Below are 14307 nucleotides of genomic sequence, written 5' to 3'. Positions count from 1 at the left end.
CTACCAACACGCCAATTGGCGTAGTCAAAACCGCCGAGGCTCTAATCGCCGTTGGATGAAAGTTCAGTGGCAGGTCAGCCGACTCATCTTTCTTAGTTTTTCGGACGATGCGATAAGCTATGGACGCATCGTTGAGGGAAGTCTTTATCTTGATGTCCTGGCTTCCACGGTTGGCGTTGCGGTCGCTGTGACTGCCATTGGATGCGTGCTGGGCTTTCCTGTCGCTCTGACCATGGCAAGAGCAGGAAAACTTGCAGGGATTATAGCGGCGATTTGCGTCTTCATTCCGCTCTGGACTTCGGTTCTTGTTCGCTCCTATGCCTGGATTGTCCTATTGCAGCGGAATGGGATCGTGAACGGGTTTCTCAGCGCCGTCGGTTTAACTGAACAACCCTTCAAGCTTCTTTACACGCAAGGAGCGGTGACATTGGCGATGGCACATGTTCTCATGCCTTTCGTTGTACTGCCCATCTATGCTGCGCTCAAAGCTATACCCAAGGACCTTGATCGAGCTGCTCTGAACCTAGGCGCAAATCCCTGGAAGGCTTTCTTCGTCGTCACATTTCCTTTGTGTCTTCCCGGGATCTTTGCCGGAGCTACCCTATGCTTTGTTTTGGCGCTCGGCTTTTACATAACGCCCGCTCTGGTTGGAGGGCCGGATTCCATGTTGATGGCAACGCTGATCGGTCAGGAAACTACTGTGACTCTGGATTGGCCATTCGCTGCTGCTCTTTCAACTGTGTTGCTTGGCATGACAATTATCTTTGTCGCGTGCTTCCGACGAGTACTAGCGCTCAATAAGGGGTTCGGAAGTGTCCATTAATCAGTTCCCTACAATCGGTTCGAGACCGGAGACCGGGACTTCAAGAATGTCACTGAAAGGATGGCGCATGGGTAATCTCGCCTGGAAACTGTTCGCGGCCTTCTTCGTGAGTATCATCTTGTTGTTTCTCATCCTACCCACACTGATAATCGTCCCAATGTCGTTCAGCCAGACGGATTACCTGCAATTCCCGCCGCAAGGTCTGTCGTTAAGATGGTACGCTGCATATTTCGGCGACCCTGACTGGATGGCTTCAACATGGTTCAGTCTGAAAATCGCCTTGGCGACAGCCCTGACTTCCACCGTTGTGGGAACCATGGCGTCTCTCGCTTTTGTTAGAGGCGAGCTACCCTTCAAAGGGGTTTTCCAGGTACTGACGATCGGCCCGATGATTGTTCCGCATATTGTTCTGGGTGTCGCCCTCTATCTGGTTTTTGCACCGCATCAATTGACCGGAACCTTTTCGGGATTTCTGGTCAGTCACACAGTCCTGTCGGTTCCATTCGTGATGATTACCGTAGTAGCGGCTCTACAGCGCTTCGACCCAGCATTGGAGCTTGCGGCCCTGAATTGCGGAGCAGGACGTGGCAGAGCGTTCTTCCACATCACGTTGCCGATGATCGCCCCAAGTATCGGCGCCGGATTTGTCTTCGCCTTTCTGGCCTCTTTCGATGAGGCCACCGTGACGTTCTTCATTTCGGATATCAACGGCAAGACGATCGGTAGAAAGATGTTTGAAGACATTGACTTTAATCTGACACCGACCATTGCAGCCGCCTCCACTGTGGTCGTCCTGGTGTCGATGTGCCTCATCGCATTGTCGTTCGCGCTTACACGCTGCAAACAAAACTGAAAAACGGGGAAACAATCATGATAATTCATAAAGTGACCGAATTCGTCTGCAGATCCATGACTGTCACGGCGATAACCCTTGCGATAAGTGCGCACGCCGGTGCGACATCGGCCAATGAGGTCGTTATCGCATCGACCGGAGGTGCTTACGATCGCGCCCTAAAAGAAGCCTGGTTCGATCCTTTTACTGAGCAGACGGGCATTCGCGTAAGAATGGTATCAGCAACCAATTCGGAAATGCGGGCGAAAGCCTCAGCAATGGTCAAGGCCGGAAACGTTTCCTGGGATCTTTATCTTGATGGAGAAATCCAGTCGGAATCCGAGGCTCATCGACTTGTAACCGAAGACCTGAGCGAGTTTTGTAAAGCATTCGCTGACCGGCCTGATTTGCCCGAGAATGCGTGTGCGCCGGGCGGTGCTTTGCTCCAGTCGACCGCAACGTTGCTCGTCTACCGGAAAGAAAAGGAAGGTCGACGGGAGCCGCGGACTTGGGCTGATATGTGGAATGTATCCGAGTTTCCAGGAGGCAGGGCATTCCCGAATTTTGACGATCCCTGGCGCGTGCTGGCCGCCGCACTACTTGCTGACGGTGTGAAACGCGATGAACTTTTCCCACTCGATGTTGATCGAGCATTCAAGAAACTGGACGAAATCCGTCCAGCCGTCTCGTTATGGTGGAAGAGCGGAGATCAAAGTGTCCAGGGGTTTCGCAACAACGAATATGCGCTCGGCCAAATCTGGCTTACCCGTGCACGTGCTCTGCAAGCTGAGGGGCGCCCAATCGGTTGGTCCTATGAAGCATCGTTCTTGGTTGGCGATCGCATTGCGCTAGTGAAGGGAGCGCCAAATCGGGAAAATGCACTCAAACTCATAGCTTTCTGGCTCGAGAATCCGATCGCCCAGGCAAAGGCTTGCGATGTCTTGGCCTGTACACCTCCGAGTACGGAAGCGATTGCAATGATGTCCGATGAAACCAGGAGTTTCATGCCGACAGCAATACAAGTTCGAGACACCGTCGTGGTTCCAGATGCCAAATGGATCAACGAGAATGCCAGGGTGTTACTGCAAAGATGGAACATGTGGGTTCGAGGTTGAACATCGCGAAAGTATGCAAACAGACGCCGGACCGTGTAGTTCCGGCGTCGTAATTTCGTCGAAACGTGCTGAACTGACCGCAAACGTGAAGCTCCAGCGGTGCTGGAAACATCTCCCGAGTTACAAGCACCTGTGGAGCGTAACCTTAAAGGTTAGATGACCCGGTAGTCGGCGGACTCGTAGCCAAGGACGCATGCCGTGCAATATACTCGATCCGAATTTTGATGTAACAAAAATATGATAATAACTCTCGATAATAGACTTTCAAACTTATTTTGGTTGACCAATGTGCAATTTTTATTAAAATTTATCGCACTTGTAAAAACTTTGTCGCAACATTTATCTCATCGGAGAAAATTGATCGTGAATCTCAACGTACCGATCTGCACAGAGAACCCACAGAGCTACCTCATACTAAGTCACATTCTCAGTGTCGGCGGTTACGTGCCAAGCCTCATGGACCTGCAAGCTTCATCGAACTTCGCAACGGAAGCAATTCCATATGCGATATTGTTTGATACAAGCGAGAACACGGAGCCCATTTTTGATGTCTGTGCTACCATCAAACAAAACCCCGCCACCAGAGATATAATTCTCGTAGCGCTGACTAAACCCTGTAATTCGACGAATTTTCTTGATTTTTTACAGGCTGGATTTGACGAAATTTTCCCTCATCCATTCGTGCCCGAGCGGGTTCTGTCCTTTTTACACGAACGGGAATCCATGCCACTGGAACGCAAGACACTGACGTCTGATCGTCGTGAACGTGTCCATATCGGCGATCTAAATATCCTGCCAGACGAAAGAATCCTGAGACTTGGGAGTCTGGAAATAAGGTTAACGCCCACCGAGTTTCGAATTCTGCGAGGGTTCATTGCCGCACCAGGACAGGTAATGAAGCGGGAGCAAATCATCAAGATCGGTTGGCCCGCGCATCACTATGTCCAACTGCGAACGGTGGACGTACATGTCGGCAATCTAAGGCGTCAGCTATGGAAATTGACCGGAAAGAACCTTATCCGAACAGTACATACGACAGGATATGCGTTCGAATTTTCACAATAAACTTATGAATGATAATAATGTAAATATTGTAATTAATATAAACTATAATTCTTCTTAACTGCTTTGTTGCGAATAATATTTCTTCCAGCTTTCATACTGGCACCACAATGGAGGATGTGATGCCAAGAATTCCGTTTGATTCATCTCAACGTCTATCTGGAACGGGTACTCGCAATACTGCGAAGTTGATCGATATTGCAGGCTCTCATTTCGAAGCGGCTCACCTTCAAGGTGTTATGGCGCTTTACGCGGTCCCGAGAGAAAGGCGCCAGGTCCAGTTACTCGGTCGCAACGACAATGTCATTGATTTCGTCCGGTGTTCCTATCTCGGGCTGGACAATCACCCACGTATCGTCGGGGGAGCCATTGAAGCAGTTCGACAAAACGGTAGCCTACATTGGTCCTGCGCGCGGACAAGGCTGAACTTCGCACAGCTTGGCGAACTCGAAGAGGCGCTTTCGCAGCTCTTCGAAGCCCGTTCAATTACCTATACGACCGTTCTGGCCGCTAACATGAGCGCACTTCCATTGGTTGCTTCTGGTCATCTGACTGGCGGTATAAAGCCAACGATGGTTTTCGATCGGTTTGCTCACGCGACCCTTGCCTACCACAAGAAAACAATGGCCGATGAAACCGCCGTTCAAACGATACCGCACAACGACTATGAAGCACTCGAGGACATCTGCAAAAAGAACCGAAACGTCGCATACATTTGCGATGGCGTGTACTCTATGGGAGGCGGCGCGCGCATCGATGAATTGAAACAGCTGCAAGAAAAATACGACTTGTTCTTGTACATTGACGATGCACATGGAGTATCCATTGTCGGTAAGGAAGGGCAGGGTTATGCGAGATCCCAATTCGATAACCTGGGAGACCGAACCATAATCGTCACATCGTTGGGCAAAGGATTTGGAGCATCTGGCGGGTTGCTGATGCTGGGAACCGCCCATCAGGAAAGTTTGTTTCGCCGTTATGCAATTGCACACGCATTCTCGGCATCACTCAATACAGCAGCTATTGGTGCAGCGTTGGCTTCAGCTGAAATCCATCGATCTCCAGAGCTTGGGCAACGACAAGCCGCGTTGCAGGACAATATCGCACTTTTTGACAGACTGATGCCCACAGCCCAATCGGGATCCACGCTGCCGATCCGCATTATCCGTATCGGCGATGAAATGACATCAATTGGGTGTGCTCAGGAACTTCTGAAACATAAATTCTACGCTTCAGCAATTTTCTTCCCAACGGTAGCCAGGGGAGAAGCAGGATTGCGTGTCTCTCTCACCGCCAGCCATCAGGCGGATGAGATCGAGAGTTTTTGTAGCGCAGTCAAAGAGCTCCTGGTCGACAACGGCTAGCCCCAACTGCCTCGGTTCCGCACAGAAGGGTTTCGATAGCCATCGCGTTATCAAGTCTCGTTCGCTCCGCGACGTCTCACTTGCATGACGATCAGCAGTAACTGATCGATATGTTGGTTTAGTGAGGGCGACTGCAGAGGTGCAAGCAGTTCAGCGACCGTAATGGAGAAAGGTGCTCTGTGCGTCGGAACGTGAAAAACTCAGGCCCTATGATGAAAAATCTTACGTATAAACACCGTGCTGAAGCGTTCGTCCTCGTTTCGAACCCCGATGAGGCAGGCAAATTTCTACACACCGAATTCAGTGCACAATTTGTGTCGATCGACATTATTGGTCGTGAGAGCGTCATCGGTTTTGGCGACGGTTACGCGTTTCTGCGACCCTTCACAAATGGCCTTCACCTTCGGGTGGAGGCGGCGGACTTTGTTACTTTCGTTGGAATACGATCTCTCCTCACTATCGGCCTCACTCTCAGCAAAAGGGGACCACAGGTGGGGTTTGACTGGATTTTTGAGAAGGAAGCGCGTTCAAGTGAGATGATCGACGCACTGTGAGCGGCTGTCGCTCATCGGTCACATAAAGGAAGCCCTTCCGATTTGTCAGCGTTCCGATTGGCGATCCCCTATTGCCCTGCGTTGAGAGCTTCATCGAGAAATCCGTTCCCTCTTGCTTCGACAGGAGTAATCAAAGATAGGCCCTTCAAATGGATAGTCGGGACCAAAATTCATTTAACTTATAATATGATTATAAGTTAAATTACTCTGCGCCGGTGGAGCGGATATGCTCGAATACGTTGCGTGCGAATTCAAACTGTCTCGCCGTTCCCCGACCCATCGAATTGCGCCCAAGCGTCTCGGTGAGGATGCCACGTTGCACCAGTTGTTCGACCGTTTCGATAACGCCGCCGCGCGTCAATCCGGTAATTTTCATTATAGATGAAAGGGTTAGTGGCTCATGAGCCTGATGCATCATGTACAGTACATTCAGCATCCCGATTTGTTTGATACGCGATTGCGGCGATTCATCTTCAATCGGTTTTTCCAGAATTTCCCGAAGGCCAAAAAGAGCCAGCGCCTGGTTTTGCCATCGTTCGCTTAAATTGCTTGCCATTTTTTTAACTATCGATTATTTGCATAGTAATGGAGTTGAGGCGAAACGTGTTCTGACAACTTGCCCAACAACAATAGGAGGATAGGAGGCATGAGCAACTTTCTCTTTCGTGGTGCCATCGCAGTTTTCGGACTCGGTGCATTATATCTCGGTTCCAGTCAAAACGCTCGTGCCGATGACTGGGGTTGTAAAGTTATCTTGTGCTTATCCAATCCCGGTGGGGCCACGCAATATGCACAATGCCGTCCACCGGTGCAAAAGCTATGGTGGTGGCTTGCCAGAGGCAAGTCGTTTCCAACCTGCAGCAGCGCAGGGTTTGAGAGCTCACGTCCTCGCTACGAACCGTATTATTGTAATGACGGTTATCGCCTTACCGTTTCTTACGCTGATCGCAGACGCGTAGTGTCTTGCGTCTCCACTTCGGCACAGGCTGTAAACAGCAGCCTGTGCAAACATCGCAGCGAACAGCTTCGCAATGACGATAGCCTGTTCGTTGATGCCAAATGGCAGTACGAAAAAGGCTACCGTCAGTGTATGGGCCATAAAACTGCTCGACCTCTTGTTCGCGAAAAACCTAACTACATTGATGTTACGATCGACGGTGTCGGCAAGCAGAGGGTGTGGTTCTAGTCATGCCCGTATGGTTTGTCGATCTTGCCCACAATTGCGCGCCGTCCGTTGCTACCGAAACGCTTGCCGGTATTGTCAGCCTCGAAAGCCGTTTCGAACCATTTAACATCCGCATCAATAGCGGCCCCCCTTTAAAGCAGCAGCCGGCCTCAAAAGCCGAGGCGATAGAAGTCGCCGCTGCCCTGGTCGCCGGGCATCAGGACATTCAGCTTGGTCTCGCGGGATTAGGTCTTGATGACCTCAGTAGGCTCAACCTCACGATCGCCGAAGCTTTCGATCCGTGCCTCAATCTGAAAGCGACCGCGACACTGCTTGACAGCACCTATCGTCGGGCCGTCCAGGCGGGTGCCGATGAAACCGAGGCCGGGAAGATCATGCTTCAGTCATTTTACGGTGGCGGAGATATCTCTGCCGGTTCATCCGCCGAATATGACAGCCAGGTTCAACGTGAGATCGAACGGCTAAAATCAACGAGCGCGACGTTGAGTGTCGGCAGCAGTCAAGATGGACAGCGCGAAGAATGGGCCGCTGCGACATCAAACGCTGTCGCAGAGAATCTCGGCCGGAAGGCCACCTCCGACGCCACCGCGCCTTCCTGGGATGTCTTCAAGTCCAGGCGTCAGTCGTCGGTCCTCGTTTTCCAGAACCAGCGTGGAGAAGAATAAAATGACCTATGGTTACCGTATGCGCTCGATTGCAACGTCCGCCATTATGACGACCATAATTTTCGCAACCCTGGTCGAACCGGCCTTCGCCCAGGCCGCAGGCATCGAGTCCATCCTTCAGAACATCGTCGATCTCCTCACAGGCAATATCTTCAAGTTGATCGCGACCATCGCGGTCATACTGATCGCAGTCGCCTGGATGTTCGGTTACATGGACCTCCGTCGGGCTGGCTACTGGATCATCGGAATCGGCGTGATTGCCGGTTCTTCCGAGCTTGTCAGCACGATTGTCGGGAGTTGAGGCAATGTCGATCTCAAAGCCTGTGCTTGAGGAAGATACACTGTTCATCGCCTGTACCCGACCTGCCATGTTCGCAGGTGTCACCATGGAAGCCATGGGCATGAACGTCATCGCAACGACGATTTTCTATCTCGCAGCCGGTTCTGTCGTCTATGCGCTCGTAGGTGTGGTTTTTCATTGCATCTTCCGTGCGCTCGTCAGGCACGATCACAACATGTTTCGTATCGCCGTAGCCTGGGTCGAGACGCGTGGCCGGTCGCGAAACACCTCCCTGTGGGGTGGTGGCTCGATCACGCCGCTCAGACTCTCCCGCCGCTTCGACGAAAGGGATCTCGGTCTTGCCTGATACCGCAATCTTCAAGTCCCGGGAGCTCGGTCCCGAAACCTTCATTCCTTACGTGCGTCACGTCGATGAAACGACAATCGCCTTGAACTCGCGTTCGCTCATGGTGATGATTGCACTTGAAGGCGTTTCGTTCGAAACCGCAGATGTTCTGGATATCAACGCTCTGCACCGCGATATAAACACGCTCTACAAGAACATTTCCGATGAGCGGCTCGCACTATGGACCCATCTGATCCGTCGGCGTGACAAGACCTATCCCGACGGACGGTTTAATGCGAAATTCTCCGCTCAACTCAACGAAAATTATCGCCAGCGAATGGTGAGCGAAGATCTTTTTCGAAACGATCTATATCTGACGGTCGTCTGGTCACCCCTGCGCGATCCTGCCGAAAAAGCAGCAAACCTGCTTTCGCGTCTCATCCGTGCGCGCAACGGCGATATCGAATTCGACCACGAGGCACTGAAACAACTCCGCGACAAGGTGGTCGACATAACAGCAGGATTGAAACGCTTCGAGCCGCGAGTGTTATCGCTATACGATGCCGATGGCCTGCTTTTTTCCGAACCGTGCGAGGTCTTGCATCAACTCGTCGGCGGACGAAGGGAGCCGGTCCCGCTCACAGAGGGACGCATTGCCTCGGCGATCTATTCTGATCGTGTTATTTTCGGTCGGGAGACAATCGAAATCCGGCACGAGGCTGAAAGCCGCTTTACCGGGATGCTGAGCTTCAAGGAATACCCCGCTACCACGAAGCCGGGCATGTTGGATGCTGTCCTGATTAGCCCCTTCGAACTGATTTTGTCGCAATCCTTTTCCTTCGTCTCCAAGGCCGACGCCCGTACAATTATGGGGCGCAAGCAAAACCAGATGCTCAGCAGCAGTGACAAGGCTGCTTCGCAGATCGAAGAGCTCGACGACGCCATGGACGATCTGGAATCCAACCGTTTTGTTCTCGGCGAGCATCATCTGACACTGGCAGCGTTTGCCTCGTCAGTAAAAGAACTGAGCGACCACCTCGCAAAAGCGCGCGCAAGCCTCACCAATGGCGGTGCTGTTGTTGCGCGCGAAGACCTTGGTCTTGAAGCTGCGTGGTGGTCTCAACTCCCCGGCAATTTCAGATATCGCGCGCGCTCCGGTGCAATCAGCTCGCGGAATTTCGCAGCATTGTCGCCGTTCCATTCCTATCCAGGAGGCCAGAAGGACGACAACGAATGGGGCGCTGCCGTCGCGCTCCTCAAAACTGCATCCGGTTCGCCATACTATTTCAATTTCCATTACGGTGATCTTGGCAACGCTTTCATTTGCGGGCCATCGGGCGCGGGCAAGACCGTGTTGCTCAATTTCATGCTGTCCCAGCTTGAAAAGCACGATCCGCACGTGATCTTTTTTGACAAGGACCGCGGCGCCGATCTCTACATCCGAGCTGCTGGTGGCACCTATCATCCGCTTAAAAACGGGAAGCCCACCGGTTGTGCGCCACTTAAGGCACTCGACCTGACGCCAGAAAACAAGATCTTCCTCGCAGACTGGATTGGAAAGCTGGTGGGGCAGTTGTCTGTCACCGAACTGCGCGACATTGCCACCGCCATCGATGGGTTAGCGGATCTTCCGGTGGCACAACGTACGATCGGTGCACTCCGGACTTTCCTCGACAATACGAACCCCGAGGGCATTGCTGCCCGGCTGCGCCGATGGGAAAAGGAAGGGCCTCTTGGATGGGTCTTCGACAATGCCAATGAGGAAACCGGTTTGGCAGAATTTGGGGCTGGTGGAAAACTGCTCGGATATGACATGACCGACTTCCTCGATAATGAGGAAATCCGCTCGCCCTTGATGGCTTATCTTTTCTACCGCGTGGAGCAACTCATCGACGGTAGGCGCATTGTCATCGTCATTGACGAGTTCTGGAAGGCTTTACAGGATGTCGCCTTCCTCGACCTTGCACAAAACAAGCTCAAGACGATCCGCAAGCAAAATGGCCTCATGCTGTTTGCGACGCAAAGTCCTCGAGACGCAATCAACTCATCGATCGCTCACACCATCATAGAGCAGTGCCCAACGCAAATTTTTCTTCCGAACGCACGCGGAAGCCATTCCGACTATGTCGACGGTTTCAAACTGACAGAACGTGAATACGAGCTGATCGCACGCGAACTCAGCATCGAAAGCCGCCGCTTCGTTCTCAAACAAGGTCATAACAGCGTCGTCGCCGAATTGAACCTCAACGGCTTTGACGATGAACTCGCCATTCTTTCCGGTCGGACTGCCAATGTCGAACTTGCAGATGCAATTCGAAGTGAAGTCGGCGACGGGCTTGAAAACTGGATGCCCCTTTTCCAGAAACGAAGGAGTGCAAGCTGATGATTGCGGATAAAATTCGGTGTGTGGCCATTGTTGCGGCGCTGATCTTCTCAGCCGGGACTGCGAGTGGTGAAGGAATTCCTGTCATCGACAGAACATCAATCCTCAAGCACATGGAGAGTATCGCGCAACTGAAATCGCAACTCGATGCGCTCCATCAGCAGATCGAGCAGGCGCAGCAACTTTATGGTTCGCTCAACAAACTGACCGACATGGCCGATGTTGCCAGCGTTCTTAACGATCCGGTCATTCGCAAGGCGCTGCCTCCAGATTTCGCAGCCATTGAAAGCTTGTTCAAGGGCGATGGATCAGGCGTGATCGGACAGTCTGCCTCAAGGTTTCTGGAGGGCAATTCGAACTTTCGCACCGACGCCGACGATTACTACGCAAAGGAGCTATCGCGCATTCAGAACAGTAATGCCGGGCAGATGAGTATCGGTCAGCAGATCTACGACGTAGCTACCAAACGCATCGACGGGATCGATGAGTTGCGAGAGAGAATATCTTCGGCCGGCGATGCCAAGGAAATCGCTGATCTCCAGGCGCGGCTTCAGGCGGAACAGGCTTTTCTCCAGACGGATGTGCTCCGAATGGAGGGGCTGCAAATGGTGCAACGCGCGCAGACACAGGTTGATGAACAGCGCAAAGCGGAAGACTGGCGCAAACGTATGGATTCGATGAAGGCTGCATTGCAATGAAACGGCTTGTTTCGATCGCTGTCCTTGTCTGCCTGACCGGGTGCTCAGAAGAGAAGGATCCAACCTTTCCCGTTGAGACGTTGATGGCGGACGAGACGCTGCTCAATCGCATCCTGGCCGAATGCCGCAATGATCCGGGCCATCTGCGCGGCACGCCAGGTTGTGTGAACGCCGAAGCGGCCGACGGAAAACGAAGGCTGCGCAAGATGCGCGAAACGTTGGGGAATTGATGCGATGTATCAGGTGTTCGACTTTATCGACGGGCAGTTCAAACAACCACTGGAAACGTTCGTTTCGGATGGAACGTCGAACATCGCACAATGGATAACAGGCCCGTTGACCGTTGCCGTCACCCTATACATCGTGCTTTATGGTTATCTGGTACTGCGGGGTTCGGTTAGCGAGCCGATCCTCGAATTTGTGTTTCGGGCGATCAAGCTCGCGATTATCGTAACGCTGGTCAAGAACGCCGGCGATTACCAGACCTACGTCACGAATGTTTTCTTTAATGTACTCCCGCATGAAATTGCCGGGGCGCTCAACTCCGGCACGGCTCCAGACTCCAGCACTTTTGACAGTCTTCTGGACAAGGGACAGGCGTCCGCCACCGACATCTGGTCGCGCGCTTCCTGGCCCATCGATATCGTTACAGGCGTTGCAGGAATATTGGTCATCGCGGTGAGCTTTCTGGTTGCGGGCATTGGCTATGTCGTCTCACTTTATGCGCGTCTGGCATTGGCAATCATACTGGCGATCGGGCCAATCTTCGTTGCATTGGCACTGTTTCAGTCGACCCGGCGTTTCACTGAGGCCTGGATCGGCCAACTCGTCAATTTCGTCATTCTGCAAGTCCTCGTCGTTGCGGTGGGTTCGTTACTGATCTCGTGTATCGATTCCACCTTTACTGCCATCAACGCCTATTCCGACGTCCTCATGCGTCCGATTGCCCTTTGCGCAATCGGGATCGCCGCGCTCTACGTCTTCTATCAACTCCCCGGCATTGCATCCGCCCTCGCTTCGGGTGGCGCATCACTTGCTTACGGTTACGGCGCGGCGCGTGATGCTCATGAGGGTATGCTTGCGCGCAGCACCAGAAGTACCGGGCGCGCCCTTAAACGCACTGTTCGTCTAGTGGGCCGAACGGTTGGCCCCAGAGGTACGAACACATGACTTTATCGAAAGAAGAGGTCTTTTCCGATGAACAGATTTTTCTGGTCCATTGCGCTGGCCGCATTGCTTGGCGGCTGCGCATCGTTGAACTATCCCTTGCCGAAGTGCGATGGCCAGACCCGCCGTCCGCTCAATCGCGCTATGTGGGAATGGGATGAAAACCGAAACCTGAAACCCCATCGCCAGGATACAAGATCATCAATGTCAGCATTGCCTTACGTTGAGCAGGGCAAAGAACCTGCGGCGTTTGCCCATCTCGATATCGCTGCATCGCATCGTTCTTGCGCGGGGTGAGGAGATGGTTACGACTGAAAGCCTCAAATCCTACTTCGAAAAAGCGCGCCGTTTTGACCAGGAGCGGATGATCCAGATAGAGCGATCGAACCGATTGGCCTGGTCTATCGCGTTGGCAGCAAGTCTGGTTGCGGTCGTCTCGATCCTTGCAGTCGCTGCGTTGACACCATTGAAAACGGTGGAGCCTTTCGTTGTTCGTGTCGACAATTCGACCGGTATCGTCGATGTGGTTTCGGCGCTGACTTCGACCGCCGGGACTTACGATGAAGCGGTGACAAAATATTTTGCCGCGAGATATGTTCGTGCCCGAGAAGGTTATGTCTGGAGTGAGGCACAGACAAATTTCAGGACTGTCGCGCTCCTCTCTACGCAAGCGGAACAGGATCGCTTTGCGAGCCACTATCGCGGTAGCAATCCGGATTCGCCGCAAGTCATCTATGGGCGTGCGGCGACGACCAAAATCAGGATCGCTTCAATCTCGCTTATAAATCAGAACGTAGCGTCCGTGCGTTATATGCGCACCGTCACTCGAGGTGACGAAGTCCGGACGACACACTGGATCGCAAGCCTGACCTATGCCTACGCCAATGCACCCATGTCCTCCACGGATCGTCTTGTGAACCCGCTTGGCTTTGCGGTTAGCGAATATCGTTCGGATCCGGAGGCGATCAATTGATAAGACAGACAGTCCTTTTATCTGCACTGTTTTCAGGAGCCGCCTTTCCGGGGCATGCACTCGAGATTCCGCACAGTGCCTCGCAGGATAGCCGCGTCCGCTTCGTCAATTATCAGCCCTTCAACATCACCAGGATCGTTGGTTCGTTACGATCCTCTGTTCAGGTTGAGTTTGCTGCAGACGAAGAGATCGCCCATGTCGCGCTTGGCAACAGTGTCGCCTGGGAAGTTGCACCAGCCGGCAATATTCTGTTTCTAAAGCCGCGCGAAAAACAGCCGGTCACCAACATTTCCGTTGTAACGACCAGACGCGACGGTTCCACTCGCAGCTACCAGATGGAATTGACCGCGCGTGACGGGACCGTCGAGGTTGGTCAGAACACCTATTTCTATTTGAAATTCCGGTATCCCGCAGATGAAGCAAACGCGCGACGACAGCAAGCTGCAGCACGTGCACGCGCTGCACAGGCGGAGGAAGCTGACGATGTGCTGGCCCTCCATGAAGCCTATGGGCCTCGTAACTGGCGTTATTCGGCGCAGGGGTCCCAGTCGCTCGAACCGCAAAGCGTCTACGATAACGGCAAGATCACGACTTTCGCTTTCGTGGGCAACCAGGAAATGCCGGCAATCTATATCGAAAACCCGGATGGCTCAGAAAGCCTGGTGTCGAAATCCGTCGACGGCAATCTAGTCATGGTTCACGCGATCAGCAGTAAGTTCATCCTGCGCCGCGGCAAGGACGTTTTGTGTGTCTTCAACGAAGCCTACAGCCGCGTCGGCATCAATCCGGATACCAACACCACGTCGCCCTCCGTAGAACGTGTAGTGAGATCCGATCCCGCGGAACAATAAAGGGGGAA

General features: G+C 52.8%; 18 protein-coding genes. 17 read left to right on the top strand and 1 reads right to left on the bottom strand.

All coding sequences use genetic code 11. The features are described 5' to 3' along the window. Nucleotides 1-55: 55 nt before the first annotated feature. The 6 genes from JNC63_RS03120 to JNC63_RS03095 all read left to right on the top strand — a co-directional run bounded on the left by JNC63_RS03120 (nt 56) and on the right by JNC63_RS03095 (nt 5750). Complete coding sequence (locus tag JNC63_RS03120) at nt 56-823, top strand: ABC transporter permease (protein ID WP_374846115.1); 768 nt, start codon at nt 56-58, stop codon at nt 821-823. A 67-nt stretch (nt 824-890) separates the two neighbouring features. Next, a complete protein-coding gene (locus JNC63_RS03115; RefSeq protein WP_374846112.1) occupies nt 891-1676 on the top strand; it encodes an ABC transporter permease in 786 nt (261 codons plus the stop codon). Between the two features lie 56 nt (nt 1677-1732). Next, nucleotides 1733-2770, top strand: coding sequence for an ABC transporter substrate-binding protein (locus JNC63_RS03110; protein WP_050791035.1), 1038 nt, complete (start codon nt 1733-1735; stop codon nt 2768-2770). A gap of 363 nt (nt 2771-3133) precedes the next feature. Further along, nucleotides 3134-3835 carry a winged helix-turn-helix domain-containing protein gene (locus JNC63_RS03105; RefSeq protein ID WP_157796391.1) on the top strand — a complete coding sequence of 234 codons (702 nt, stop codon included), beginning with the start codon at nt 3134-3136 and terminating at the stop codon, nt 3833-3835. A 119-nt stretch (nt 3836-3954) separates the two neighbouring features. Further along, nucleotides 3955-5196 carry an 8-amino-7-oxononanoate synthase family protein gene (locus JNC63_RS03100; RefSeq protein WP_006472030.1) on the top strand — a complete coding sequence of 414 codons (1242 nt, stop codon included), beginning with the start codon at nt 3955-3957 and terminating at the stop codon, nt 5194-5196. Between the two features lie 209 nt (nt 5197-5405). Beyond that, on the top strand, nt 5406-5750 hold the full coding sequence (locus JNC63_RS03095) for a hypothetical protein (protein WP_006472031.1): 345 nt from the start codon (nt 5406-5408) through the stop codon (nt 5748-5750). 202 nt (nt 5751-5952) lie between these two features. Here the strand turns inward: JNC63_RS03095 and JNC63_RS03090 are convergent, their stop codons facing one another. Then, nucleotides 5953-6306: a hypothetical protein gene (locus JNC63_RS03090; protein WP_006468244.1), complete on the bottom strand. Its 354-nt coding sequence runs from the start codon at nt 6304-6306 to the stop codon at nt 5953-5955. 90 nt (nt 6307-6396) lie between these two features. Here JNC63_RS03090 and JNC63_RS03085 point away from each other — a divergent pair, with 90 nt between their 5' ends. From JNC63_RS03085 to virB9, 11 genes are read left to right on the top strand one after another with little or no spacing between them, the layout of a single operon-like run. Then, the gene (locus tag JNC63_RS03085) at nt 6397-6936 is read left to right on the top strand and encodes a hypothetical protein (RefSeq protein ID WP_075042411.1); all 540 of its coding nucleotides are present in this window, start codon (nt 6397-6399) and stop codon (nt 6934-6936) included. A 2-nt stretch (nt 6937-6938) separates the two neighbouring features. Beyond that, on the top strand, nt 6939-7601 hold the full coding sequence (locus JNC63_RS03080) for a lytic transglycosylase domain-containing protein (protein WP_006472032.1): 663 nt from the start codon (nt 6939-6941) through the stop codon (nt 7599-7601). Between the two features lies 1 nt (nt 7602). Then, the gene (locus tag JNC63_RS03075; RefSeq protein ID WP_006472033.1) at nt 7603-7902 is read left to right on the top strand and encodes a TrbC/VirB2 family protein; all 300 of its coding nucleotides are present in this window, start codon (nt 7603-7605) and stop codon (nt 7900-7902) included. A gap of 4 nt (nt 7903-7906) precedes the next feature. Further along, nucleotides 7907-8248 (top strand): VirB3 family type IV secretion system protein, encoded by a 342-nt coding sequence (locus JNC63_RS03070; protein WP_006468248.1) that lies wholly within the window; start codon nt 7907-7909, stop codon nt 8246-8248. Next, on the top strand, nt 8241-10610 hold the full coding sequence (locus JNC63_RS03065) for a VirB4 family type IV secretion/conjugal transfer ATPase (RefSeq protein WP_006468249.1): 2370 nt from the start codon (nt 8241-8243) through the stop codon (nt 10608-10610). The genes JNC63_RS03070 and JNC63_RS03065 overlap by 8 nt, the downstream gene beginning before the upstream one ends. Continuing rightward, entirely contained in the window at nt 10610-11308 is a 699-nt protein-coding gene (virB5, locus tag JNC63_RS03060) for a P-type DNA transfer protein VirB5 (RefSeq protein WP_006468250.1), read from the top strand. The genes JNC63_RS03065 and virB5 overlap by 1 nt, the downstream gene beginning before the upstream one ends. Further along, nucleotides 11305-11538, top strand: coding sequence for an EexN family lipoprotein (locus JNC63_RS03055; RefSeq protein ID WP_006468251.1), 234 nt, complete (start codon nt 11305-11307; stop codon nt 11536-11538). Before virB5 ends, JNC63_RS03055 begins: the two co-directional genes overlap by 4 nt. Nucleotides 11539-11542: 4 nt before the next feature. After that, on the top strand, nt 11543-12478 hold the full coding sequence (locus JNC63_RS03050; protein WP_006468252.1) for a TrbL/VirB6 family protein: 936 nt from the start codon (nt 11543-11545) through the stop codon (nt 12476-12478). Nucleotides 12479-12505: 27 nt separating this feature from the next. Further along, entirely contained in the window at nt 12506-12772 is a 267-nt protein-coding gene (locus tag JNC63_RS03045; RefSeq protein ID WP_006468253.1) for a hypothetical protein, read from the top strand. Between the two features lie 4 nt (nt 12773-12776). Beyond that, nucleotides 12777-13448: a VirB8 family type IV secretion system protein gene (locus JNC63_RS03040; RefSeq protein ID WP_006468254.1), complete on the top strand. Its 672-nt coding sequence runs from the start codon at nt 12777-12779 to the stop codon at nt 13446-13448. Further along, entirely contained in the window at nt 13445-14299 is an 855-nt protein-coding gene (virB9, locus tag JNC63_RS03035; RefSeq protein ID WP_006468255.1) for a P-type conjugative transfer protein VirB9, read from the top strand. Before JNC63_RS03040 ends, virB9 begins: the two co-directional genes overlap by 4 nt. Nucleotides 14300-14307 lie beyond the last annotated feature (8 nt).

The sequence above is a fragment of the Brucella ciceri genome, assembly GCF_041930145.1.
GTDB lineage: Bacteria > Pseudomonadota > Alphaproteobacteria > Rhizobiales > Rhizobiaceae > Brucella > Brucella intermedia.
The sequence above is the reverse complement of the archived record's forward strand: the minus strand, read 5'-3'. Positions and strand labels throughout refer to the sequence as shown.